Source organism: Sporomusaceae bacterium ACPt, assembly GCA_041428575.1.
Lineage (GTDB): Bacteria > Bacillota > Negativicutes > Sporomusales > Sporomusaceae > Sporomusa_D > Sporomusa_D carbonis.
On the sequence record CP155570.1, the window covers coordinates 3,629,298 to 3,655,656 of the forward strand.

Here is a 26,359-nt window from a genome sequence, read left to right on the forward strand (position 1 = left end):
GAACTTGCACTGACCCACGACCCTTACATGAGACGCTGGCCATCAGAGCGTCTGTGGCGGGAGTTTTATGCCGGCGTCGAGGAATTACGCGCGTTTATACGCTCCCTGCAGGACGGCGATGCAAGCTGTTCGCAGCCCGCGGAAGAATGGCTTTTGGATCATGCTGAGTTCATCGAAGAACAGGTATTGGTCATCCGTCAGCAGCTTTCCGGGGCCTTCTTGCGGAATTTACCCAACTTACGCAGGACCGGCAAGACAAGGATACTGTCTGTCTGTGCCGATTATCTCGAGCATGTGGACGGAAACCTGGATGAGGACTCGCTCATCTCATATATCAATTTTTACCAGGAAGTGTCGGTTCTGACCATTGCGGAGGCGTGGGCGGTCCCGCTTATCCTGCGTATCGCCTTGATCCGGCGTTTGGCCGAAGTCATGGAACTGGTCCGCGAACGGCGGGAGGTGTGTACGGTAGTCGAACGGCTGCTGGCGCGCCTGGAGCCGTCGAAGTTAAATCCGGAAGTACTAAAGGCTGCCCTTGAAGAAGCAGGCCAGGATATGCCGCTCTCCGGCGCGGCTGTAGTTCACCTGGTCAGGCGCCTGCGCGAGTGGGCGGACGATTCGGCAACCGTACGGGAATGGCTGATGTGCAAGTTGGAAAATGGACCTGACAGTCTCGATCGAATCGTCTCTTACGAGTATCAGCTTCAGGCCGCCTATCAAATGTCCACAGGCAACCTCATCGGAAGTCTGCGCAAAATTTCGCGTTTGGACTGGCACGAGCCATTTGAGCAGATTTGCAGGGTTGAGCACACGCTGCGCGGAGAAAGCGCAGGCGATTATCCGCTTCTTGATTTTTCAAGCCGCGATGTGCTGCGTAAACAGGTTGAGCAATTGGCCCACCGCCTGCGGGTGCCGGAAAATCTGGTGGCGCAACAGGCCGTCCAGCTTGCGGCAAAGGAATATAAAGAGGCGTGCGCAAAGCGGGCGAAAGTAGCTGAGAATGCCGGTGATCCGGCAGAGCCGGAAGAACTGCCGCGCCAGGCATTTGCCGCATACTACCTGCTCGAAGCGGATGGCGTCAAGAAACTGTGGCACGCGCTGAAAATATGCAGTGCTCCCCGGTATTTGCCGGAAATAGGAATTTTGCGCCGCGCCACCGGCACGTATTTCACCATCCTCACCGGATTATTTGCGGCCGCCCTTCTCGGTTTCGCCGGGTGGATCGCCGGCGGCGCAAGCTTCACCGCTGCCCAGCGGGCAATGATTATACTGGCGCTGTCCTTACCCGCGAGCGAGTGGGCCGTTACGGCGGCGCACTGGCTTATAGAGTGCGCCAGGCGGCCGCGGCCGCTGCTCCGATACGATTTCTCGCGCGGGGTTCCCCCTGAAGCGGCCACGCTGGTCGTCATTCCCGTCATCTGGTCTACCGTCAAAGAGGTGCAGGAATTGGCGGACCGGCTGGAACTGCATTACCTGGCCAACCGTGACCCGAATATCCATTTCGCTCTCCTGGGTGATTTTGTTGACGCAAACGCGGAAATACTCCCCGGGGATGCTGCCATCCTTGCAGCCGCCCGTTCCAGCATTGAGGCGTTAAACCGCACGTATTCCCGCCCGGGGGGGAGCACTTTTCACCTCTTTCAGCGCCGCAGGATGTGGAACCCGTCCGAGGGAGTGTGGATGGGTTGGGAGCGTAAGCGGGGTAAATTGGTGGAATTTGTCGAACTGCTTAAAGGACGGACTGATACGACTTACGACTTTGTAGTCGGAGACACAGCCGTCTTGCCGCGTATCCGTTACATCATCACCCTTGACGCGGATACTGATCTGCCGATGGGAAGCGCACAGCGGATGATCGGCACCCTGCATCTGCCCTACAACCGGCCACGGCTAAACGGTACGCGGACACGGGTCATCGAGGGATACGGCGTATTGCAGCCGCGTATCGGCATTAGCCACGGCGCGGCCTTGCGTTCGCGATTTGCTTCTTTATGGTCGGCAGATCCGGGCATCGATCCGTACGCCTTTGCCGCTTCCGATCCATACCAGGATGGTTTTGGGCAGGGCATTTTTACAGGGAAGGGTATATTTGATGTTGACGCATTTGCGAAAGTTTTATGTGAACGCATACCAGAAAACCGGGTACTGAGCCACGACTTGTTGGAAGGCGGATTTTTACGCGCCGGCCTGCTGTCGGACATCGAATTAATCGATGAGCACCCATCTACGTTCAGCGCTTATCAGATGAGAATGCACCGCTGGGTGCGTGGCGACTGGCAACTCATCCTTTGGCTGTTTCACCGTGTCCGCGACCGGCGGGGAACACTTTTACCGGTGGATCTATCCCCCCTCACCCGCTGGCAGATGATCGACAATCTGCGGCACAGTTTACTGCCGCCGGCACTGTTTGCAGTAATGGCGCTTGGTCTGACCGTTTTACCCGGCTCTCCCGGGCGCTGGTTTGCTTTTGTGTTCGCTACACTGTTCTTGCCGCTATTTCGCCAATTGGCGGCGATCAGGCGGACAATTTGGCGTCCCCGGAGTTTGCTGGCTACAGCCGGTCAAGTTTTTGTAACCATAATGACAATGCCGTTTCAAAGCGGGCTGCTATTGGACGCAATCAGTAGAACCCTATACCGCTTATTTGTGTCGAAACGTCATTTGCTCGAATGGGTGAGCGCCGCAGAAGTTGAACGCCGCAACCGGGGCGGGCGCTACCCTGTGCTGCTGGGAATGTACGGAGGTTATACGCTGGTGTTCCTCTTTGCGCTGGCCGCGGCGGCCAGTACTGTTCCGGCGCTGCGGTGGACAGGCCTGGCGCTTTGCACTTTATGGGCTATTGCTCCCTTTGCGGTCCGCTGGCTGAACCGGCCCGTAGAGCAGCCTGAGCGCCCGCTGGCGTCGACTGAGGAGGAAGAACTGCGAAAGCTGTCGCAACAGATTTGGGCGTTCTTCGAGGACTACGTTACCGAAACAGAGCATTGGCTGCCGCCTGATAACGTTCAACTGGAACCGCCCAACGGGATCGCCCACCGCACTTCGCCCACCAACATCGGACTTTATCTCGCGTGTGCGCTGGCCGCGCGGGATTTCGGGTTTATCGATACGCCCGGCTTGATTGAGCGCTTGGAGCGCACCATCAGTACCGTGGAGCACCTGGATAAATGGAAAGGCCATCTTTACAACTGGTACGACACGGTCACCCTCGAGCCATTGTCGCCGCTGTACGTGTCAACGGTGGATTCCGGCAATTTTGCTGTCTGTTTAGTGACTGTCAAAGAAGGGGTGGCGGAATGGCTCAAGGCGGACCTCGAAGGAGACGGAAAACCAGGTTCCGATCAGGTCCGCGGTAAGGCGGCAGAAGCTTTGCATGTTGCCTTCGCCGAGGAATTAACGCCTGCACTGGAAAGCGAAGCTGCAGACAAACGCAAAGCATCGCTCAAGAGCGTCCGGGAGGAATGGCTTTTTCGCGGGCAAAATCTGATCACCCGCTTAGAGGCGCTGCTGAGCGGGACAGATTTCCGCCCGCTTTACGACCATAAAGCTAAATTATTCCACCTGGGCTACCACGCAGGGCTGGGTAAACCTGATCCAATCCTGTATGACCTGATGGCGTCAGAGGCAAGGCAGTCAAGCTTTATTGCCATCGCTCTCGGCCATGTATCTGTGTCCCACTGGCATGCGCTCGGGCGGACAATGACCAGGGTAGGAAGACGGGCTACGCTGCTCTCGTGGTCCGGGACAATGTTTGAATATTTAATGCCCTGGCTGTTTATGCGTACCTACCGGAACACCGTCTGGGACAGCACCTACCGTGCGGTGGTCCGGCGGCAAATCGAGTACGCACACCAGCGGGGAGTCCCGTTTGGCATCTCTGAATCCGGCTACTACGCCTTTGATTATCAGATGAACTATCAATACAGAGCGTTTGGTGTTCCCGGTCTCGGATTCAAGCGCGGCCTCGAACAAGACCTGGTTGTGGCGCCGTACGCGACAATCCTTGCCCTACCCTTTGCCAAGCGTCAAGGGCTGGCGGATTTGCGCAGGTTGGAGGAGCTGGGCGCCCGGGGAAAATACGGCTACTTTGAGGCCGTCGATTTCACTTCTGAGCGGCTTCCAAAGAATCAGACCAGTATCGTCATCCGCAGTTTTATGGCCCATCACCAGGGAATGAGCCTGCTCGCCCTGGCCAACTTGCTGGCGCCGAAAAAAATAACCGAGCGCTTTCACCGTGACAAGCGCGTGCAGGCAGCCCAGCTGCTGCTGCAGGAGCGTATCCCCGCGCGGCCTAGAATTATTAAACATCCCGCGTTTGCCCGTGTACATGCGCCTTATACGGAGCCGGCAGCGACCGGCACCCTGCGCGAATACCGCGGCGCGGACACACCTGCACCCGAAGTGTGTATCCTGTCAAACGGGACATTTATGACCATGGTGACCAACAGCGGCAGCGGGTTCAGCCGGTATGAAGGTCTGGCCGTCTCGCGCTGGCGGGAGGATCCAGTATTGGACAACTGGGGGAGCTACATGTATATCCGAGACGTTACCCGGAACGTGGTATGGTCGCCGGCGTTTCAGCCGTGCCGTGTGGCGTCTTCCGAACAACGGGTGCAATTCTCCCTTGACCGGGCCACCTTTATGCGCGTGGACGGACACGTGCAGACAAGCCTTGACATCTGCGTGTCCCCGGAATGGAATGCGGAAGTCAGGCGGCTGACGCTTACCAATGCCGGAAATGAAGCGCGAATCATTGAAGTCACAACGTTTCTTGAACTGGCCCTGACGTCTCCCATGGCCGACGATGCACACCCGGCTTTCAGCAAATTGTTCATCAAAACGGCATATGTGGAGGATGCCCAGTGCCTGCTGGCCCGGCGCAGGCCCCGCCAAGAAGACGAAAAACCGTTATGGGCGGCGCATTCGCTGATGACCGCCGGCCGAACCCTCGGGCCGGTAGAATACGAGACCGACCGGGCCGGCTTTATCGGCCGGGGCCATACGCTCGCCCTGCCGCAGGGAATCCGTTCCCGCCTGCGTGGAACGGTGGGCTCTGTGGCCGATCCCGCCTTTATCATGCGGAGGCGGGTAAGCATCGAGCCCGGTGAACAGGTGCAGCTCTTTGCTGTCACTGCTGTGGCAGGCACGAAGGAAGAGGCGGTGGACATTGTCAGCCGTTTCTCGGGGGATCTGGTGGTGGAACGAACATTTCAACTGGCCTGGAATCGCAGTCAAATCGAACTTCGGCATCTGCACCTGACAGCCGCCCAGGCTACGGCTTTCCAAACTTTCGCCGGCCAGGTGCTGTATACTCCGCCGCTGCGACAAGAGCGCAAGCAAAGTATCACTGCCAATATAAAAGGTCAGTCCGGCCTCTGGGCGTACGGAGTTTCCGGCGACGTGCCGGTGATCCTGGTACACATCGAGAACCGGGCCAATATACAGTTTGTGGTCAATCTGCTGACCGGGCACGAGTATTTGCGCCGTCTGGGGTTACTTTTCGACCTGGTGATTCTGAACGAATCGGCGGGAGGCTACCAGGAGGATTTGCAGGAGGCGCTGCGGCGGGCGGTGGAACAAGTCGTTAACTGGCACGGCGCAGAACCAGGCGGGGTTTTTATCATCAATGCCAGTCAGCTGCCGGACGAAGACAGGACACTCCTCTTTGCCGCAGCCCGTGTTGTACTGCGGGCAGACGGTCCCAGCTTCAAGGCGCAGTCCAAACTGCCCCGGCAGGCTACCGTCTTGCCGGCGCTCCTCATGCCGACGGCGCCGTTAAACAGGTTCGCCGGGCCTGCGCCAAACAATGTGCGCGACTTACTATTCTTCAACAGTTGGGGAGGATTTTCGCCCGATGGCCGGGAGTATCAGATTATGCTTAAAAACGGCAATCATCTGCCGGCGCCATGGATCAATATAATCGCCAATCCGCGTTTCGGCTGCCTTGTCTCCGAACTCGGCACCGGCTACACCTGGTGGCTGAGCAGCCGTGAGTGCAAGCTGACCCCGTGGTCTAATGATCCTGTGCTCGATCCACCGGGTGAAATGTGCTATCTGCGGGACGAAGAAAGCGGCGAACTGTGGTCTGCCACCCCGAGACGAGGGGACGGTTCTTTTGTCTCGAGCTACGCTGTTATCCACGGCCGGGGTTTCACGCGTTTTTGCCACGAAAGGCACGGTATCAGACAGGAAATGACCGTTTTTGTTCCGCTGGATGATCCTGTCAAGGTGGTCAAATTGCGGCTAAAGAACAGGAGCGGCGGGCGGCGGCGCCTTTCCGTCACCTATTACGCGGAATGGGTGCTGGGTGTCCGGCGCCAGGCGAATGCTTCTTTCATCATCACCGAGTGGGATGACTCTGCCCGGATCATGCTGGCCCGCAACGCGTACCAGGAGGCATTTCGCGATACATGCGCCTTTTTAGGCATATATTCGCAGCCGGAAACGCCTGAGGATCAGCCGAATTCGGCAGAATTCAAAGCGGAGCGTAACACTGGTGCGGACGATCTGTCCTGGACGGCAGACCGCAACGAATTTCTCGGCCAGAGCGGCACCTTGGAAAATCCTGCAGCTATGATCCGGGAGCGCCTGTCAGGCCAAACAGGACCTCTTTATGATGCTTGCGGCGCGGTGCAGACCAAGCTCGTCCTGGAGCCTGGAGCCGAACGGACAATCTACATCCTGCTCGGCTCAGAACATTCCCGGGACGCCGCCGTAAAACTGGCTAAAAAGTACTGCCAACCCCGGGTTTGCGACCAGGCCTTTGAACTGGTACGGGAATTCTGGGATGGTGTTTTGGACCAGATCTCGGTTTCCACGCCCTGCCCGGAGATGGATTTACTATTAAACGGCTGGCTCTTGTACCAAGCGCTTGGCTGCAGAATGTGGGCACGGTCGGCTTTTTACCAGGCGGGAGGCGCGTATGGTTTTCGCGATCAACTGCAGGATTCTCTGGCGCTCCTGCACTCCCGTCCCGACTTCACGCGGGCGCAAATTTTGCTGCACGCCGCACATCAATACGAGGAAGGCGACGTGCAGCACTGGTGGCATGAAGAGACGCAGCGCGGCATCCGCACACGTTTCTCCGATGATTTGTTGTGGTTGCCGTATGCCGTCGGACGGTATGTCGAACATACGGGAGACAACAGTATCCTTGACGAGGCAGTGCCGTTTCTGCATAGTGAACCTTTACCGGAAGGTGAGCATGAACGCTACGAGCCGACTCAAATCTCTCCCCGGAGCGGCACCGTTTTCGAGCACTCTTTACGTGCCATCGACAGGGCTATACAACGCTTCGGTGAGCACGGGCTGCCGCTGATCGGGATCGGCGACTGGAACGACGGTATGAGTCGTGTCGGCGCTGAGGGCCGCGGTGAGAGCGTATGGCTTGGCTGGTTCCTCTGTGACGTGCTGAACCGGTTCACGGCTTTATGCCGGCAGCGCGGCCGGCTAGAGCAGGCGGAACGCTACCGGGATGTACGCAAACAACTGGCCTCCTCCCTGGATGAGCATGCCTGGGATGGGCAGTGGTACCGGCGGGCTTTCACCGATGCCGGACAATGGCTGGGTTCTATATACAGTGAGGAATGCCGTATCGATGCCATCGCCCAGTCGTGGTCGGTCCTCTCAGGGGCAGCACCGCAAGAGAAGGTACTGCAGGCGATGCAGTCATTTGACCGTGAACTGGTGGACCGGGATCTTTCTGTCGCGCGTCTTTTAACGCCGCCTTTTGACCGCACAGATCCGAGTCCCGGCTACATTCAGGGCTACCCGCCCGGGATCCGGGAAAACGGAGCCCAGTATACCCATGGTGTTATTTGGAGTATTATCGCCTGGTGCCGGCTTGGCAACGGCGATAAGGCTTTGGAATTGTTTCAACTGCTAAATCCGCTCAATCACACGCGCACGCCCAATGAAGTGCGGCAGTATGCCGGTGAACCCTACGTCATGGCGGCAGACGTTTATACGGCGGAGCCGCACCGGGGACGCGCCGGCTGGACATGGTACACCGGTGCTGCAGGATGGATGTATCAGGCGGGTGTTGAGTGGATCCTCGGCCTTCGCCGCCGTGGCCAACGGCTGTACATTCGCCCGTGCATTCCTTGCGAATGGCCGGATTTTTCCGTCAGCTACCGTTTTGGCAGTGCATGCTATCTTATTACTGTCAAAAATCCGTCGCACAAATCGGGCGGAGCAACTGCTTTACAAATTGACGGGCGGCAAGTTGCGCTTACAGAGCAAGACGTGAAGGATGGCCCTTATGTTGAATTGTACGATGACGGGCAGACCCATCATGTTGTTCTGACGTTGTAGACAAACAGCCGGTTTTTTCTCCTCCCGCTCCCGAATGCCGCGAAGAGGCCACGGGAGCGGATTTATCACTTTCTAACCAGCTATTTTATCACAAACATGGTCGGATTCCCATTGAATCAAGCAAATTCCACAACGGTTGCAAAGCTTTTTCTTTGTCTCTATAAAATACGCTTCCTCTGATTCTCCAGAATTTCCATCCTACTCGCTCAAGTATCATCTGCCTTTCAAGGTCTGCTTCCCATCTGTCAAGACCGTGCCATTCATCACCGTCGCACTCTACCGCCAGACGTGCATTCATTCCTTCAATGACAGTATCAATCCGATAAGGATGTGTGCCAACCTTGAATTCAGGGATGGCACGGTAACCCCTTGCGATTATCATTCTATGAACATCTTTATGGAATTGGCTGGAACCGTGCCTCCTGAAGATTTCCTCAGCATCTTCCATTTCGCATTGAGTGCGTTGCGGTTCAAGACAATACTGCAATAATCTATAACGCATACAGCTTGGGTTTAAGTCCTTGAGGTCAATGGAATGGAAGAGCCATAACTGTTCTTTTGCGCGGCTAGCCGCAACGTTAAATCTTTGCTCGTCTGTGCGTTTATTAAGCACCCCATTGCGTACATTCGGTGCGGCAACCATAGAAAGAAATATAATATCCCTTTCGTCACCTTGAAATGAATAAGAATCTCCGCAAATGATTCTTCTTTCTATCATCTCGGCTTCGCCAAGGCTATCACGAAGTAACTGTTCAATTATGTACGATTGATCTTTACCCTGAAGCGAAATCACACCCATTGTTTTGTTCTCATATTCTTTTTTACTGCAGAGTTCTGTTATTTTATTTACAAGCGCAATCGCTTCTGGTTCATTAATTGCAGATAAACCTTGACTACGAAATCCGTCGTCAACGCGGACTGGGACAATGGGAGGTGTTAACCTTTCAGATGAAGGAATCCTAAGAGGTTCAATACTTCCTCCATAAAACTGGTCATTGCTAAATTGAATTATCTCCGGTACGCACCGGAAGTGCTCTTTAAGCATAATTTGCTGTCCGGGAAATACCCTTAGCGCGGTATCATACAGACTATCTTGTAAAGTAAATCTTTCCTTTTGCGGAACATCAATTAAGTATCTGTCAATTAAATTATATATTTCTGATAGCTCTTTTCCTACGCCTTCAGGGCTTATTTGACGGTCATCACCAACAATGACTGCCCGTTTCGCCCGGAATAAAGCGCTAAGCGCAAACAAATCACACTGACTACTTTCGTCTACTATCACAACATCAAACGGTTCCGCGGAAGGTTTAAAATTTTCGATCACCCTACTCAATGGCATTATCCACACTGGCACGGCTTCACGACATACAGCCATTTCTTTCTTGGCATCGGCTTGGTGTTTTGCCGCGTATTTACCTGTTCCCTTACCTATTCTGCGAATTGTCTGAACCCAAGAACGAAGGCTTCTCCTCTGTCTGTCCGTTGTGCGCCTATTTTGTTCTAACCACGTAGATTTTGACACCAAAGATTGTATTAGTCTTGATTCTTCGTCCTTCGCGCTAGTTAATTGTTCATATAGTTCTTCCAGCTTAACTTTGACAAAGTGTTTCTTTAGCCAAGTTTCTGCTCTCTTCCATTCCCAAGCTTGTCGCCAGCCGGAAGGCGGTTGAACAGCATTGCCAGACCGCACATTATTTTCTATCTGGACAATCCATCTTGGCACACTTGAGTTGAGCATAGTTTTTAGACTAACCAATTCATTAACCTTTGCTTCCAAAGAATTCAGTCTGCGCAATTCGGCTAATATGTCTCGCCAATTATTAATGTTTCCCGTACGATAGGCATCATAAAGAGCTCCCCATGAAGAGTGCGCGTTCTCAACTGACAATCCTTTTTTTAGAAAGTTTGAGATTTCCCCAAAATTGCGAGTTAGTTCTTTGTATTCTATCTGTTCTTTATAGGCATGAAGGCCTTTATTATACTTGTTTATCCATTCAAAATCCGTCCAGTTTAGAACACCTGGTGGTCTCATAACACCTGCAATATTATTAAGAGCATTCAAATAATCTGCTCTCCAACTAAACGCAACTTCGATTAATCCCAAATATTTCTCGGAAACCTGTAAAACCCTTGAATCATTTTCATTAAGACATGGTCCATCCACGATGCTAATGCTTTTATTCCATTTAGAAACAAACCGCTTCTTCGCTTCTAATATATTGAGATGATCTAGTAAAACCTTTACATCTTCTGCCGAGCGGAGGCTAGAGCCGTTCACCTTAAACTTTTCAAGGATGTACAGCGTTTTTTTACCGCTAAAAATTCTAAATATTAGGCTTGGCTTCTTGTTCTTCGCAAATTCAGCGAATAATATTTCGGCGTCTTCCTTGACCTGCCGAATATCAAATTCTCCCGAAAAATCAACGGAAAACTCTGCAATCCTATTTTCGATGTCCCGGATGGCACGTATCTTTTCCTTAATATCTGTCACGATCACTTGCCAATATTCAAATCTATTTTCACCATGTACAATATCATCCAAAATCATTAATAGCCATTTTTCGTTTAGCAACCCAAGTCTTGTAATTGCGTCACCTACAACCTTTATGGCAAAACTCAATTTTTCATTTGCTTCTTTTGAAAATACCCAGCCTTTTATTAAATCTTCCCGGCAAAGACTATTATCCTTAAAAGCTAATAATTTCGAATATACTTCATGAACAGCTTCAGGAGTTGGTAGTTTCTCCAAAGGCGGGCGAACCTGCAATACCTTATCTATATCTTCCCGGCTAAGTTCTTGAAAAAGTCCATATAACTTAATTAGTTCTCCGTCGGAAATTGGTATAGCTACAGAGTCATCAATTTCATCCGGTAACCAGCCATATTCCTCTTGATTTGTTGATAACCAGTCCGCTAACTGCATAGGAGTAAAGTCTTGTTCAGCAAACCGAACCTTTGTATTTTCGTTCTCACTAGCCCGTCCAAGTTCCGTCTTAATTCTGGCAATCTTCCGCTTACATTCAAATAGGTCTTTCCGCAAATGTTCAATTTCTGCCTCAAGGGTATCGACATTCATCTGGTCTAAACCTTCGGATATTTTTGATACAGACAAATCAAGTTCTTGCATAGACCGCGCATCCCCACCCATCACACTAACGCAAAGGGGCGCTATATCGGGTAGTTTAGTACGAATCATGTCACCAAGCACTCGTAAAGCCCGCTCTGTCTGACTAGTTACTAGTACACGCTTACCATGAGCTAAAAGGTGGGATAAAAGATTAACAATGGTATGACTTTTACCTGTTCCCGGAGGACCCTGCACTACAACCCCGATATTCTTACTGAGTCTTCGAACAATTTCTTTTTGGTCTTCGTTTGCGGGAAGCGGAAATAACAGTTCCTCCCCTAATTTTCTCCACTGCTCGTTTCCCAAGTGGTTATCACAGTTTGCATTCCGGTTAGATATATCATCTGTGACTAGAGCCTCGATTGTCTCTGGAATATAGTGACCATTCCTAATTTCCTCAATTATACCTTGTAGCTCGCTTTGCCATTGACGGCCAGACCTGCTGCGAAGAAATAGCACCGGAGCATTATAGATGCAAGGATTTGCACCAATCTGTATTCCCCTACCGGAAACCGCTTCATGGCAGGCATTGCCGTTTGCGGATAAGGTCTGCCCCAATTCTTCGAGAAAAGGTTTTGTAATCGCTTCATCCCAAGGGTTTATTCCAGTATCCTGGATTAACCGCTCCATCGCTACAAGATGAGCCGAATTGGGGAGTTCTACATTGCTAAGCATATCTAATTCAAGAAGCGTTCCTGTGCTAGTAGGAATTAATTTAAACAATCCCTTTCTTGAATCAAACTGTAATTCAACCCTAGTAGTAAGTACTGGCCGGCAAACCCTAAATCCCCCAACATTCCAAGCCAATAAACCATGACCCCAGATAATTTCCGTTGCATCACCCTCGCGTTGTAACCTTTGGTACAGAGCAAACAATTCTCCATATAGCCGTTGAACTTTGATGCGGTACAGCATTTCCTTAGACCAAGGCTTCCATTGTGTATCTACCCAATTTTCCCATAAAGTTACACGCTCAGGTTCTGCATGGAAAAAAATTTCATTTTTTTCCTTTAGAACGTTAGCTCGTTTTTTTAGCCGGGTGATTTTTTCATCATCGTTAGATAATTGACCTTCTTTGAGCTCTTGAATCTGTTTTAGTAATTTTGATAATTCTTCTTTTTCCGCATGAGTCAATTTCGAAATACTATTATGTACTTGCGGCGGATTATCAGGCTCCGTACCTTTAACTTTTATCCATTCCTTTAATTCAACAGGTGGTTCAGGAGGCGCTTCAATTACTTGCTTATAAACTTCAAGCCATGCATCGCCGTCTTTAGTATCTTGATATAATAAACAGCCTTCACCAACTGGAAGTTCCCACTGCCACCATAATTTATCATTGTAATCTTCAATATCCCTTACAACAGGAACTGTCAAATTTTTTAGCGCCAACAGATACTCAAAAATTTGAATTACATTGGCTGGCATAAACCCACCTCACCGCAACAGATACTCAAAGTATATTTTTAAAATTTATAGTATAAATTCAGCGTATATGCAATAGCACCATTTCTTCTATATGAAATCCAATAAAGATTTTTTTCTAGGCGTGTTGTTAGTAACGCTCCACCGCTGGCGCTTGACTTACGCTTATACTAACAACACGCCTGTACATCTTTATTGGATACTATATATTTGCACATTTTAGCGGTTCAACAAACATAGGCTTATTACCTACCTTTATACTTGAAGATGCCAAGAGGGGTAATACCGTTACTCCACTCCGCTAAAAATGCAAAAAGGCGTTCCGCAAAAAAATGCAGAAACGCCTCTAACAGCATCACAAATACACTTCCGGTCTTACACCACGGATGCCGAAAATTTTTATGCGTTTATCATTTTATATCGCGTACACCCTTATTTTACACCTCAAACCCAAAGACTGCAATTAGACTATTCTGCTTTGTGGTAACCTCGAGATGTTATTGCAGAACAATTCTTGCATAAGTATTATTATTCATTAAAAATTTCTTTTAGATTTATAGTCAAGTTTTCAAATATTCCAACTTTAATGATACTTTCTTCGTCGTATTCAGGACTATAAGTTGTTGGTTTGTTGTATTTACCATCTATTAAATGAAATACCATAATCGTTTTGTCTGTGGGGTGAACTACCCAATATTCTTTAACGCCATTTTGTTCATATAAATTCATCTTTTTGTTCATATCTTTTGCGGCAGTAGAAGGCGACAACACTTCAATAATCATATCAGGGGAACCAACGCAACCTTTGTCTGTCAGTTTGTTTTTGTCGCAAACTACAACAATATCCGGTTCTACATAATTATTGGCATTTGGTGTATCCTGTTCCTTTTCAACGAACCATACGCCAAAAGGGGCATTATATACTTCGCAAGTTTTCCCTTGTAAATAATTTCTAATCCAAAAAAATAACTCACCGGAAATTTTTTGATGTATCCTAGCCGGTGGCGGTGTCATGTTGTAGGCCACACCGTCAATTAATTCCCACCTTTCATTTTCAGGCCATTTTTCAATATCGGCATAGGTGTATCTATCGTTCAGGTTGTGGGCTAACCCCATATTTGTTAACCTCCGATCACTCTGTTCTTTTGAGAATATTATAGCACTTTATGGATTAACTAACTCAACTTTCGCAGAGCCAAAATTGGCTCAATGCCATGAAACAGTTAGCGTCAATGCAAAAAAATAATCTTTCTTGACAATGGAAAACACCCCCAATGTCTGGTATAGTGAAATTGCCACAACACTACCATACAGAAGAGGTGCCTTCCATATGAATAGTTTAAAACAAAGTAACCAAGAAAATCAACTGCCAGAGGAAATAAGGACCGTGTCAAGACACTGTAGGATTTTTTTGAAAAAGACATCGTCCTTGGACGAGTTAACATAATTTTTATGCAAGAGCCGGAAAGAGTCCCTGCAGCGCCTCATACAAAAAGCTTTTTGGCCCTTTTAATACCGGAATATTGTCCAATACCTCACGAGTTGCTTTTAGGCCGCGTGCAAAACCGTTTGACCGCTTACGGTTACGCCTCTGCACTCTTGCGCTACCTTCTGCGCGCTTTTTCGGTAAGCTATCTCTCCCGCGCATGCCACAAGCTTAGCTTTCACGTTATTATCTACCCTCATATGGTTTGTATAGCCTACTTGCTTGTCAACCAGGTAGGCATATTCCCCCGTTTCTTTATGGCGGTAGTATGTCCTTTTGTAGCTTACGGCGCCAAAGCAGGTGACGATTTCCTTACTGTCTCCAGTCCGGCAAACCTGCCACCCAGATCGTTTCCTTTTATCGTTTTTTATCTGTTGATCCAGTTCCTCTAAAACCTGCTTGGTGATTTCACGGCGTACTTCTGAGGAAGCTATTTCTTTATGTTCTTTTACTAGTAAGAGCAGTTCATAGCCTAGTTTCAGCAATTCTTCAAGACGGGACTGAAGGCCGCTGGCTTTGTTTTTATAAAGCAGCGTGGTCTTAAAGGAAGGAGTGAGTACAGTCTTAAAAGCTTCAGGCAATATTTCTTCCGGACAGCTTTTTACTGCATGAAACAATACGTCAAAGGCTAACGCAAGTCTTCCGGCTTTTTGAATGTTGGAAGATACAAAGGTAAAGTCCATGCGCTGTTCATTTGTTTGGGCGCCGGTTAGCTTAAAAAAATGATCAGTTAGCTTGGTAAACTGCTTAAAAATGAGATCGCCTGCTTTACCATGCTCTAATACATGGCGATATACGCGCTCGCGGAATTCATAAAGCGTGCGGGGAGCGACATATTCTTCACCAAGGTCTTTAAGACCGATGGCAAAAGCTACTTGGTAATTAAATGACGCTTGTTCCAAGAGTTCTTCGTCGGTTAAGTCCTTCCAATGTTTAATAAACTCAAGCGCAAGTAAGATGTTAACCGGAAAGCTGGGCCGCCCATTATCGCTGCAGTATAATTGAGCGAAGGATTCTTCATCGATTTGGCAAAAGACATGTTTGTAAAAAACAGGAGCCCACGTTGTTTGCAAGCGTTTTTTCAGCCGGGGATCCAAATCATGATAATGGCTAAATAACCGATCTTGTTGGTGAGCTTGGTTTTTACGAAACATAAGCACCTGCTTCACACAATTTTCTTAGTGATAAGATTCGATGCTTTGATGACAAAAACCTGCGAAAATTACCAGCAATGCTAGATTTTATAAGGGTTTATGGTGTTTTAATACTCTCTGCGAGCACCTAAGGGATGAGGGGTTTTCGCAATGAAATCATTATTAAATTACTATAAACAGACATTTTATTGCAGCAATTACTTTTCCTCTTCGTCCGAACCGTGAGGAGAACATCAAGATAAATCCCCGAACCCATTGTGAGCAGATAAATTCATCACACCATCTCTCATCTTCAGGATAATAGGTTAGTGCTTGATTATAGCCGTACGGGAACTTCCTGGTCATTGTTCTATTGGGATAACGATGGACATCTATAGTCACGTAATGAAGCAGCGCCTGCCCAATACTGGGCAGGCGCTATTAGGTGTCATAGCGCATCACCTTCGGGCACCCGGTTGATGCCAATGCCCGTCATGGCGGAAAACTCCTTCACTGACACTGAAGTTTTATTTTCGGAATGAAAGTACTACAAGAATAATTTCTTGTATATTTCCCGAATATCATCTTTATTCATAGGTTTCGGGTTGTTATTCAACAAGCGTGTAACTTTCGAGGCGGCTTCCGTCATGAAGTCAATGTCGCTTTCGCTGATGCCTTTTTCCTGCAGGTTCACTTGGATGTTTAAATCATTAATTAATGAATAAAGATTTTCAATCATTTTTTCCGCAGCTTGCTGTATTGAAAGTCCTCCTACCGGGAGTTCCATAGCAGAGGCGACATTCTTGAATTTTTCCCCTACCGCGTCCATATTAAATTTCATAACGTGGGGCAAAAGAATAGCGTTTGACAAGCCGTGAGGAATTCGGTACTTGCCACCTAAAGGATATGCTAAAGCATGAACTGCAACTGTACTTGAGGTAGCAATACAGATACCGCCGAATGTGGCTCCAAGAAGCATATCATGGCGGGCCTCAATATCCCGCCCGTTATTATAGGCCTTCCTGATACTACGGGATATAAGATTTATCGCCTTCAAAGCAAAGATGTCACTAAAGGGGTTGGCTTTTTTTGATATATAGCATTCAATGGCATGGGCCAGAGCATCCATTCCTGTTGCTGCCGTAATGGCTTTGGGAAGATTAACGGTCAACAAAGGATCAAGAATAACACAGTCTGGCAGCATTTTTTCGCTGACAATACCAATCTTTATTTCTTTTTCCGGCACCAAAAAAATAGCATTAGGAGTAACCTCTGATCCTGTTCCGGCCGTAGTAGGCGCCATTAAAGTAGGAATACCACGTTTTTCAATATTAGCACCTTCTAGTAATTCTCCTAAGGAAGGTGTATTGGTTAACATTACCGCCAAAATCTTGGCTACATCCATAGCGCTACCGCCACCGATGCCGACAATCAAATCGCATTCTAATTTTTTCACCGCCTCAAATATTTCACTCACCTGATTAATATCAGGTTCGGGCGGCGTATTATTAATGACTTCTACCCCAATCCCAGCATCTTTCAATATGGCTTTTGGCTTATCGACCAAACCCGCATTCCACACCCCTTGGTCGGTGATAATCAGCACTTTTTTTACTTTGTAGCCTGCCACTACATCCGCAATTTTTTCGATACTACCCGTTCCGGCGATAATCTTGCCCGCATTAGCCATCGAATAGATTGCTGTATTCATCTTATCATCTCCATGAAAGACTTAACTCACCAAGCCTCTGGTGAGGTTGGGAGAACCAACTTTTCTACGACTCACCAGAGCGAGAGCAAATTATGTTTTCTAATAATACTTAAATAGCTTTAACATCGTCGACTTCAATATGCTTGACTTCTCCCAGATAAAAGGCATAATTTAACGCCCCGATCAATGTGGCACACCCTGTAATTACCAATGCCGGAATAAACGAGCCGGTCGCCGCCAAAACATGCCCGGTTACTATCGGCCCTAGAATACCGCCAATATTTGATACGCAATTTTGTAGTGCCCCAACGGTTGAAGTCATGTTTCTAGGTGCCACGTCCCCCGGAAGCGTCCACAGAGCAGGTCCTGAAGTTGCTAACCCGCAATAAGACAAAGTCAAGAGGGCAACTGCACCAACATCGGTGGTAACAAAACCTGCCAACCCTACCGACGACGCCGTCAACATGCCGCCTACCAGACAGATTTTTCTAATCCTGGTCTTAGATACACCTTTGGCATAAAAGTAATCGGCAATACTGGCGCTGATAAGCCCCATCATTAGCGCTGCCAAAGGCGGAATCATCGCTACCCATCCCATCTTGACAAGAGCCATTCCCCGTTCTTTTACTAAGTAAGTGGGAAACCAAGTGATATAAAAATAAATAGCATAATTGGACATAAAAAAACCTATACACATTGCTCGGATGTTACGGTAACGCAACAATTGATACCATTTTAATGGTTGGGTTTTGTCACCGATCCCCTCTTTTATTTGCTGACCATCACGGATGTATTCCACTTCCGCTCTGTTAGCATAACGGCTTTTTTCAGGATCGGTATAATACAGCAACCAAATAACTACCCAGATAAAACCCAATAAACCGGAAATAATAAAAGGCATCTTCCAGCCATAGCTAACTGCAAGCCAGACAATGAAAGGCATCGCAAAAGCCGTACCAATCTTGTTGCCGCTATCAAAGATTACTGTTGCCCGGGCACGTTCCTTATCCGGAAACCATCTTGCTGTTACCCCTGCGCCGCAAGGATAAGCCCCTGCCTCGCCTATCCCCAGCAATATGCGCGAGCCTATAAAAGCCGGCAAACTATTGCAGACGGCAATAAGCATAGTCGCCGCTGACCACCAGGCAACAGCCCCGCCCATGACCAAACGATGGCCAAGCCTGTCAGCCAGCCAACCTGACGGAATTTGAAACAAGGTATAGCTAAAGAAGAAAGCCGACATGATATAACCCATTTCAACAGAAGTAAAATTGAATTCTTTCATAATGACAGGTGCTACTGCCGAAAGATTGGTCCGATCCATATAATTAATAGCAATGGCCGCCCACATCATTAAAATAACTGCCCATCGGAAATTGGTCTTTTTCTGGTCTTGCATGTTTACTTTTTCACTCATTGTTCTCCCTCTTTCTAAACTTTCGACATGTCTTCCTTTTTGAAAAATTTTCCATATAACACCAGGCTGCAGTTAACTCAAACGACGCTTGAATTTTCTTGCCATGCTCCGCAATATAACCGGCCGGAACTCGCAGGCCATATATTCAAAGAAAAGATACCTGCTGCTAAGCCGGATACGGTCAGCGATAATCCTAGAACCTCGTTCATTCCCCCGGCCATCACAAAAACTGACATTCATTCTGTCTATGAACGCAATGAGGCAAGCAATAATCATCGGTGGAATGATGAAACCCAGCGGCCATTAGAAATTTTCTTTAGCACGGGTCTCAGTCACGTATATGCCTCCTAATTTTTTAAATTGTTAAAATAATGCCAATTTATTTACTTATATAGCTCAAAGGCTTTCAAAAGCGCCTCATCTATTTTGGGATCGACACCACTGACTGGTTCCCGTGCTGGTCCTACGTTATAACCTAAAAGGTTCATAGCCCTCTTGACAACTGAATTAGGGTTGCCTAACTTCATAACATCTCTGAGTGGTCTAATACTGGCTTGCCGCTTGTTTGCTTCCTCAATATTTCCCTGTTGCCATAATTTGTAAATACTTACCAGCAACTCGGGGTATACATTTGACCAGCCCGCAATCGCTCCACAGCCCCCGGCCAGTAAAGTCCAAAGAATCAAAGAATCGTTGCCTGCCAGCACAGAAAGCCTTCTGTCCGTATCTTCAATATATCGGAGAGTATTGTCAAAGTTGCCGCTACTGTCTTTAATACCGACAATATTTTCATACTTCGCCAATTTACGAACGGTTGTGTAATCGATATTATTCCCTGTCCGGGCAGGCATGTTATAAAGAATGATTGGTAAGTTGACAGATTCGGCAATTTTACTAAAATGACGGTATAAATCTTCCTGAGATACGGCAACAAAATAGGGAGAAACGATTGATAAAGCATCCACCCCAAGTTTTTCGGCTTGTCGCGATAATGCAATGGTTTCACTCGTACTTATGCACCCAGTACCCGCATATACAGGAACTCTTCCTTTGGTTTCGTCTACTACGATTTTTAATACTTCAACTTTTTCTTCCACAGTTAAAGCATACACTTCCCCGTTGGTACCGAGCGGGAATAACCCTGAAATCCCACTGTTAATAAGTCTATTAACCTGATAACGCAGTTCGTTTTCGTTTATCTTTTCATTTTCGGTCATAGGGGTAATGATTGGCGTTATAATTCCTTGAGGTTTTAACATGTTATCAACTTCCTTTTTTTAGATTAGTTTAATAGCAAGAGACTTGGTACTAGCGATCACTGATTTTCCTACTAAAACATCGATTGCTAATCGGTTTTAACTAGCTTGGGCATTGCCGTTTTCCCCCTGTTTCTGAGTTTTAACAAATGTTATATGTTGAATGTTGTATATATGAATAAGTCATAAAAATTACTTGTTTTTCCATTTCGGATGGTCATAGACTTCCTTATTAGCTACATAAGGCCATTTTTCCCCATTGATAACTGCCAAAACGCCTTCCGCAGCCATAGTGGCTACACCTGTTGCCGCTTCTTGAGTCAATCCGGCCATATGAGGAGTAATAATCACATTGTCAAAACCGACTAGCGGATCATCGGCGCGTACCGGCTCGACTGCCAGCACATCTAGAGCTGCACTGTGAATTCTATTGGTTCGTAAAGCCTGCGCCAATGCTTGTTCATCGATTACGCCGCCACGGGCACAATTGACCAAGATAGCAGTGGACCTCATAAGATTGAATTCCCGTTCGCCAATAAGCCCTTTGGTTTTATCCGTTAGTGGCACATGCAAGGAAATGACGTCAGCATTACGCAGCAGTTGGTCCAGGTCCTGCTCATACTGATACCCCTGTTTTTCAATTGATTCCCGGTTAACAAAAGGGTCATATACCATGACTTTCAGGCCGACAGAGGACGAAAGCCGTGCCAATTCGCGTCCAATATTGCCATAGCCTACAAGTCCTAATGTTTTGCCGAATAATTCGAAGGCTTTATAGCTGTTGCGTACGTGAAACTCACCTGCGCGAGTTTTCTTGTCACTGTTGAGGATATCTTTAGCCGCCGCGAAAATAAGAGCTAGCGCGTGCTCGGCTACCGAAAGTGTATTAGCTCCCGGAGCGATAACAACAGGGATTCCTAATTCTGTCGCGCTTGCGACATCCACATCGTCCACACCAACACCAGGCCGGCCGATAACCTTGAGATTTTTGGCGGCCAGCATGGTAGCACGATCAATGGAGCCAATCCGGATAATCAAACCATCAGCGTCAAATAATTCCGGCAGCATTTCCTGGGGTTTGCCTGTATTGGTAATAGCTACTTCTACTTTACCTTCCAAAACTTTCATACCTGCTTCATGAAGCCGGTGAGTAAGCACTACCTTTTTCATATGCGTCCAACCTCACAGTCGCTATTTGTCGAATTCAAGCTTTCATAAGAGCTCAACGGCCTTGGAGTTTAAGCCGATTACACTGAAAGTGTAATTCTTTTGCGTTAATGCTTTCGTCTTCATGGTGTAATAATCCTTTACGGCTTACATATATCACCCTTCCTTTTGTACCATCTCTTGTAATGAATTTTTTTGTTATATGTTGTATACAACAATTGACAATTACATATTAAACCATAATATTCATACTGTCAATAATATTTTGAATACTGTTAAGGTAATAAACTATCGCACTAAGAATACGTTTGACATTATCGTTTTTTTGCACTAAGATTTTATTGTATACAACATTAATCATGGAAGATGAGGATGGAAGCATGGATCTCCCCAAACTTGACAATACTAATCTGTGGGATAAAACCTACATGTTATTAAAAGATCGCATCACTCGGCGCCAATTTAAGCCTAACCAGAAGTTATCAATTCCCGAGCTTGCTAAGCAACTTGGTGTAAGCCGCACTCCTATACGCGATGCTCTAAACCGTTTAGAAATGGACGGTCTGGTAAAAACAGTATCCAAAGTGGGAACTTTCGTATGTGCTCTAGAAGCGGAAGATATTTTGGATATTATTGACACCCGGCTCATGTTGGAGCTATGGGTAGTAGAAAAACTGCCTCTACTGTCAGATGCAGAATATGCCGAGAAAGTAAGTAGACTTGAATCTATCCTAGAAGTAGCATCTAATTCCGTTAAACAAATACCATTAGACTCTTATCTTCGCACAAATTACAACTTGCAGTTTCATATGGCATTTATTGAGCTAGGCGGTAATAAAAAAAACGCAGATATTTATTTAGACATGATGAACTATCACTTCCTGGCAGCAGAAAATGATCTATTTACAAAAGAGATGGTTACTAGTGCACTAGATCAACATTACGCAATTATCAAAGCTTTAAAGGACAAAAATTTCGATAATCTAAAAACCGCAATTAAACTGCATCTAGAAGACTCTAAAGAACGTCTAATCCGGCAATTACACGCCAACGGTGGTAAGCTGTAATTTTCATAGGAATAAATCTCCCTCCAGTCCATGGCTATGTTGACATACACTGGAGGGGTTTTATTTTAGTAAACAACTCCATCCCTGTACCGGCGGTGCGAAGGGACGGAGTTGTTTACTAGATGAGCGGCTCTAGCTTGAGAGCGGGATGCTGTTTTTCCTCAAGGAAAGGTAAAATACTTTCTTCCGTAATACCGATTGTTTCGTCGGCAATTTTGTCAATAAAATCCGCACCCAAGCCAGACTTTACTGCCTGTTCAACAAGATCATCCCGCAAAAATTCTTTTAATTCTTTCGGCATCCATACAATACGGGCAAGACCGCCATCTGCGGGAATAAATTTAGAGCTTACAAGGTAACGGCGGCCAATTCCCATGAATCCCGGTGTCTGAACCCCGCCGCCGCATGTTCCGGCCAGAGTCGAGAAGGTCATGCCGCAAGGAGTGTTACCTGTGTATTCCCTGGTTGTAACCATAATGCCGTTTGTTGACGGCAGGACAGCCATGATCGCCTCAAAACAGCCACAGGAAGTCATGGGCCTATCCATCAGGGTATAGAGATTGACTTCTTCCAGTGTCCGGTTCGAGGCCGTATATAGATAGTTGTTGATATTTTTCCACATGCCTTTAACAGGATCAATGCATTCACCTTTGGGAATAGGCTGATTGGGCCCTGTTGGTGTGATTTCGTTAGATGCCTTTGCATCCAGCCAACTAACAGCACCACAGAGGCCGACCCGCTCCGGAGTTACAATGCAGACATGGTTAGGGGCAAATGACTGGCAGAGCACACAGGAGTAGAAGTTCTCCACCGACTCATCGGTAAGCCCTTTCAACCGGGCATCGCGTTTCTGGTATTTATCCCGGGCAATTTTTATTTTTTCTTCAATGACTTCTTTGTCGGTGATGAGCGTTACTTGTACACGGTCGACAATAGCAGGGTAGTCGGACTTGAATTTGGCCAACAGGATTTCCCCAAAATGACGAATTTTAAAACCTGCTTCTTTGGCCTGTTTGCTAATGCGCAGCCAGCAAAGGTCGCGTTGCGCCACATGCCAAAGGCCTTCGCCGTAATTGATGAAGTAATGAATACGGCGTTCTAGTACTCCCTCAAAATCTTCCTGCATCTTGCGTCCATAGATGTCAACCATAATGCCCAAGGGAAACTGACTGCCTTCCGGCATTTCATCAATCTCAGGCCCAATCACTTGAATCTTTCCGTCCTCAATATCATCCGGGCCGACCATCCGTACCAGCTCAAAGCCGGTAGTCCGCCCACCGCCGAATTCCACCCATGCATCGGCCTTACGGATGGTTTCGCCTTCAAACGCCGGGCCGACAGTAATGGGAACAGGAATATCGACTATTTTGAGTTTAATATCACGCAACTCAAGAGCCAGCGGTACAATCTTGTCATAATCCGGTTGGGGCTCCAGTAAGCCGGGGATGGTTAGCTCAGGCGGCAGTGCCTGATCGGTGACAATAGGGAAACCCATGAACAATGCGCCGGCCCCAATGGCCACAGTAACGGCATCCAATTCTCCCAGGGCAATTACGAACGCAGGAACACGACGTTTCTGATAGTCGAGCATTTGTTCTCTGGCCCCTTTCGGAATACCGCCGAACGCAAGTCCGGCCCGGGCCGCGAAGTTGACTGCATGGATGATTTGGGTGAATTTCCCCAGCGGGAAAGTAATATAGTCAACGCCGACTTTGATGTTTTCTTCTATGCATTGTTCGATAATATCGTTTACCAGCATGACCATGATGCCCTTTGACTGCAAGTCCTTGATCAACTTTGCGCCGGCTTTGCTGTCCTTGGCCTTTCCTGTAACAACAGCAACACCCGGAATGGTTCCGTCAACTAGCGGAACACCAAACTTCCGCAATATGGGGTCAGGTAAAAAGCCAGTGTAGGGAGCTTCATCCGGCTTGCCATCACCGATATAGCGTAAGGCTTCGATGATTTCTCCCGCATACAGTGTGGCTTCGCCGGCTAGGAGAGCATTTTCCAAGACCGGTTCAAGCTTAAGGTTGTTGGTTTTAATCCGATTGAGAACAGGAACAAGGTCTCCTAACGTTAGGATTTCTTCCCCGCTCAGCGCCGTAACGATAGGCAATTTGTAAGCAGTATCCGGGTACTTGACCGGGGCTTCAGCCCCATGCTTTTCGATAGCCTCGGTGAGCAGCTTTTCTGCAACACCAACAGCGGTCGATGCTCCTTGATAGGCCAACTCGCAAATTTGTTTGGACATTGATAAGTTCCCTCCTTTTTCATAGAGCGTCTTTCTTTGGGCAATAATTGTTAAATGTGAATATTTTCCCCATTTAGCTTTCTACTATTTGCATGCCGATTCCTGCAATTGCCAGTCAGTTTTGTTAAAAAATTCACCTAGTAATCAAGTTTTTTGGTGTAAACCTGGCAGTCTCCATTGACTATCCATCCTTGAATGAGTTTTTTAGTCTAACAGCTAACTACAGGCCAGTTAAAAAAAATAGCCCCTCTGATAGTTTTATCCAAATTTACCATGTTAGATTCTTTTCTCTTTCGTCCATACGATCTGTCCTCTTTTCATAACTGTCTCGACAATGCTTACGCCAACAGCGCCGTCCCCTCTTACGCCGTTTCCTTTTCCCAATATTCACTATATTTTCAGTATGCCAATGGCTTCTTCCACTTTTGCTACCAGCGATCCGTCAGCGATTAACCGATAGATGCTTTGGATATCCGGAGCAGGCATCCGGTCCTCATCCAAATGCGGCACTACCTGGCGAATGGCCTGGTGGGCGGCACCGGTACCGATACCCGGCGTCAGCGGCGCCAGGAAGTCAATTCCCTGGGCAGCCGCTAAGCACTCAATTGCCAGTATATAGCGCACATTCTCCAGAATTTCGCGGGCTTGACGGGCGGCAATGGTCCCCATACTCACGTGATCTTCCTGGTTAGCCGATGTTGGTATAGAATCAGCGCTGGCCGGATGAACAAGCACCTTGTTTTCTGATACTAAGGAAGCTGCCGTGTACTGGGTAATCATAAGACCGGAATCTTCACCGGGATAGGCCGTCAGAAAAGGCGGCAGTTCGCTTAAATGAGTGTCAAGCAACCGGTTGGTGCGCCGTTCGGAAATATTACCGATCTCCGCCAGGGCCAACTTCAAATAATCCATAACCAGGGCGATCGGCTGCCCGTGAAAGTTTCCGCCCGAGATGGCCTCTCCGGTATCCGGCATAATGAGCGGATTATCGGTGGCGGCGTTAATTTCAATCATAAGTGTTTCTTCCATCCGCCGCAAGGCATCTTTCGATGCGCCATGCACCTGCGGCACGCAGCGCAAAGAATAGGCATCCTGAACTTTGGAACAATTAACATGTGATTCGATAATGGAGCTTTTTGCCGTCAGGCGCAGCATATTGTCTGTTGTTGCCAACTGCCCGGCATGCGGTCTCACTTGGCTGATTCGCGGATCAAAGGCGGTACGGGTCCCGCGCAGCGCTTCTATACACAGTGCGGCGGCCACATCGGCGGTCTTCATGAGATTGACGGCATCCTGCCATACCATGCAGCCTATAGCAGTCATGATCTGGGTACCGTTAATAAGGGCCAGTCCTTCCTTGCCGCCCAGCGTCACAGGCGTAAGGCCGCTTTGTGCCAAGGCCTCGGCGCCGCTTACCAACTTGCCGTTTACAAAGGCCTGCCCTTCCCCTAACATGACTAATACCATATGCGAAAGGGGAGCCAAATCACCGCTGGCTCCTACCGATCCTTTGGCCGGAACCGCCGGGCATATCCGCTTGTTCAGCATGTGCAGGAGCATTTCCACAGTAGAAAGCTTAATACCGGAATAGCCTTTGGCCAGTGAATTGGCCCTGAGCAGCATGGCTGACCGCACAACATCCTCTGGCAAATATTCACCCACGCCTGTCGCATGGCTTACGATCAGGTTTTTTTGCAGCTTTTCCCGCTTCTCTTTGGAGATAAAGATCCGGCTAAAATCGCCAAACCCGGTGGATATTCCATATACCGGACTTTCTTCTTCTAAAATCTTGTCTACAATCTCCCTGCTTGCCAGGATTTGCTTACGCCCTTGCTCACTTAACCCCGCTTCTTGGTATTCGCGGGCTACCTTGACCACACTTTCTAATGTTAAGGAATATCCGTCTAATAATAACATGATTCTCGCGCCTCCTCATTTTGGGGACCAAATAAAAAGGGAGAAAACTCATTACCGAGTCCTCCCCCCTTATGTCTCATAGCTCT

At 48.0% G+C, this 26,359-nt stretch carries 11 protein-coding genes; 2 read left to right on the forward strand and 9 right to left on the reverse strand.

Translation table 11 applies throughout. The features are described from left to right. Positions 1-27: 27 nt before the first annotated feature. Positions 28-8,310, forward strand: coding sequence for a GH36-type glycosyl hydrolase domain-containing protein (locus SCACP_RS18595; protein WP_425058993.1), 8,283 nt, complete (start codon positions 28-30; stop codon positions 8,308-8,310). A gap of 88 nt (positions 8,311-8,398) precedes the next feature. On the opposite strand, the gene SCACP_RS18600 is transcribed toward SCACP_RS18595, so the two are convergent. From SCACP_RS18600 to SCACP_RS18630, 7 genes are all read right to left on the reverse strand, one after another. Further along, positions 8,399-12,868, reverse strand: a complete 4,470-nt coding sequence (locus SCACP_RS18600; protein WP_425058994.1) for an AAA domain-containing protein — start codon at positions 12,866-12,868, stop codon at positions 8,399-8,401. Between the two features lie 525 nt (positions 12,869-13,393). Next, on the reverse strand, positions 13,394-13,981 hold the full coding sequence (locus SCACP_RS18605) for a Uma2 family endonuclease (RefSeq protein ID WP_425058995.1): 588 nt from the start codon (positions 13,979-13,981) through the stop codon (positions 13,394-13,396). Between the two features lie 432 nt (positions 13,982-14,413). Then, positions 14,414-15,505, reverse strand: a complete 1,092-nt coding sequence (locus SCACP_RS18610; RefSeq protein ID WP_425058996.1) for a UPF0236 family transposase-like protein — start codon at positions 15,503-15,505, stop codon at positions 14,414-14,416. A gap of 526 nt (positions 15,506-16,031) precedes the next feature. Then, entirely contained in the window at positions 16,032-17,195 is a 1,164-nt protein-coding gene (locus SCACP_RS18615) for an iron-containing alcohol dehydrogenase (RefSeq protein WP_425058997.1), read from the reverse strand. Positions 17,196-17,304: 109 nt separating this feature from the next. After that, positions 17,305-18,612, reverse strand: coding sequence for an MFS transporter (locus SCACP_RS18620; RefSeq protein ID WP_425058998.1), 1,308 nt, complete (start codon positions 18,610-18,612; stop codon positions 17,305-17,307). A 383-nt stretch (positions 18,613-18,995) separates the two neighbouring features. Beyond that, on the reverse strand, positions 18,996-19,871 hold the full coding sequence (gene dapA, locus SCACP_RS18625) for a 4-hydroxy-tetrahydrodipicolinate synthase (protein WP_425058999.1): 876 nt from the start codon (positions 19,869-19,871) through the stop codon (positions 18,996-18,998). A 189-nt stretch (positions 19,872-20,060) separates the two neighbouring features. Beyond that, a complete protein-coding gene (locus tag SCACP_RS18630) occupies positions 20,061-21,038 on the reverse strand; it encodes a hydroxyacid dehydrogenase (protein ID WP_425059000.1) in 978 nt (325 codons plus the stop codon). A gap of 356 nt (positions 21,039-21,394) precedes the next feature. Here SCACP_RS18630 and SCACP_RS18635 point away from each other — a divergent pair, with 356 nt between their 5' ends. Next, positions 21,395-22,102 (forward strand): GntR family transcriptional regulator, encoded by a 708-nt coding sequence (locus SCACP_RS18635; RefSeq protein ID WP_425059001.1) that lies wholly within the window; start codon positions 21,395-21,397, stop codon positions 22,100-22,102. A gap of 118 nt (positions 22,103-22,220) precedes the next feature. Here the strand turns inward: SCACP_RS18635 and acsB are convergent, their stop codons facing one another. Then, complete coding sequence (acsB, locus tag SCACP_RS18640) at positions 22,221-24,356, reverse strand: acetyl-CoA decarbonylase/synthase complex subunit alpha/beta (protein ID WP_425059002.1); 2,136 nt, start codon at positions 24,354-24,356, stop codon at positions 22,221-22,223. A 390-nt stretch (positions 24,357-24,746) separates the two neighbouring features. After that, positions 24,747-26,273, reverse strand: coding sequence for a histidine ammonia-lyase (hutH, locus tag SCACP_RS18645; protein WP_425059003.1), 1,527 nt, complete (start codon positions 26,271-26,273; stop codon positions 24,747-24,749). Between the last annotated feature and the right edge of the window lie 86 nt (positions 26,274-26,359).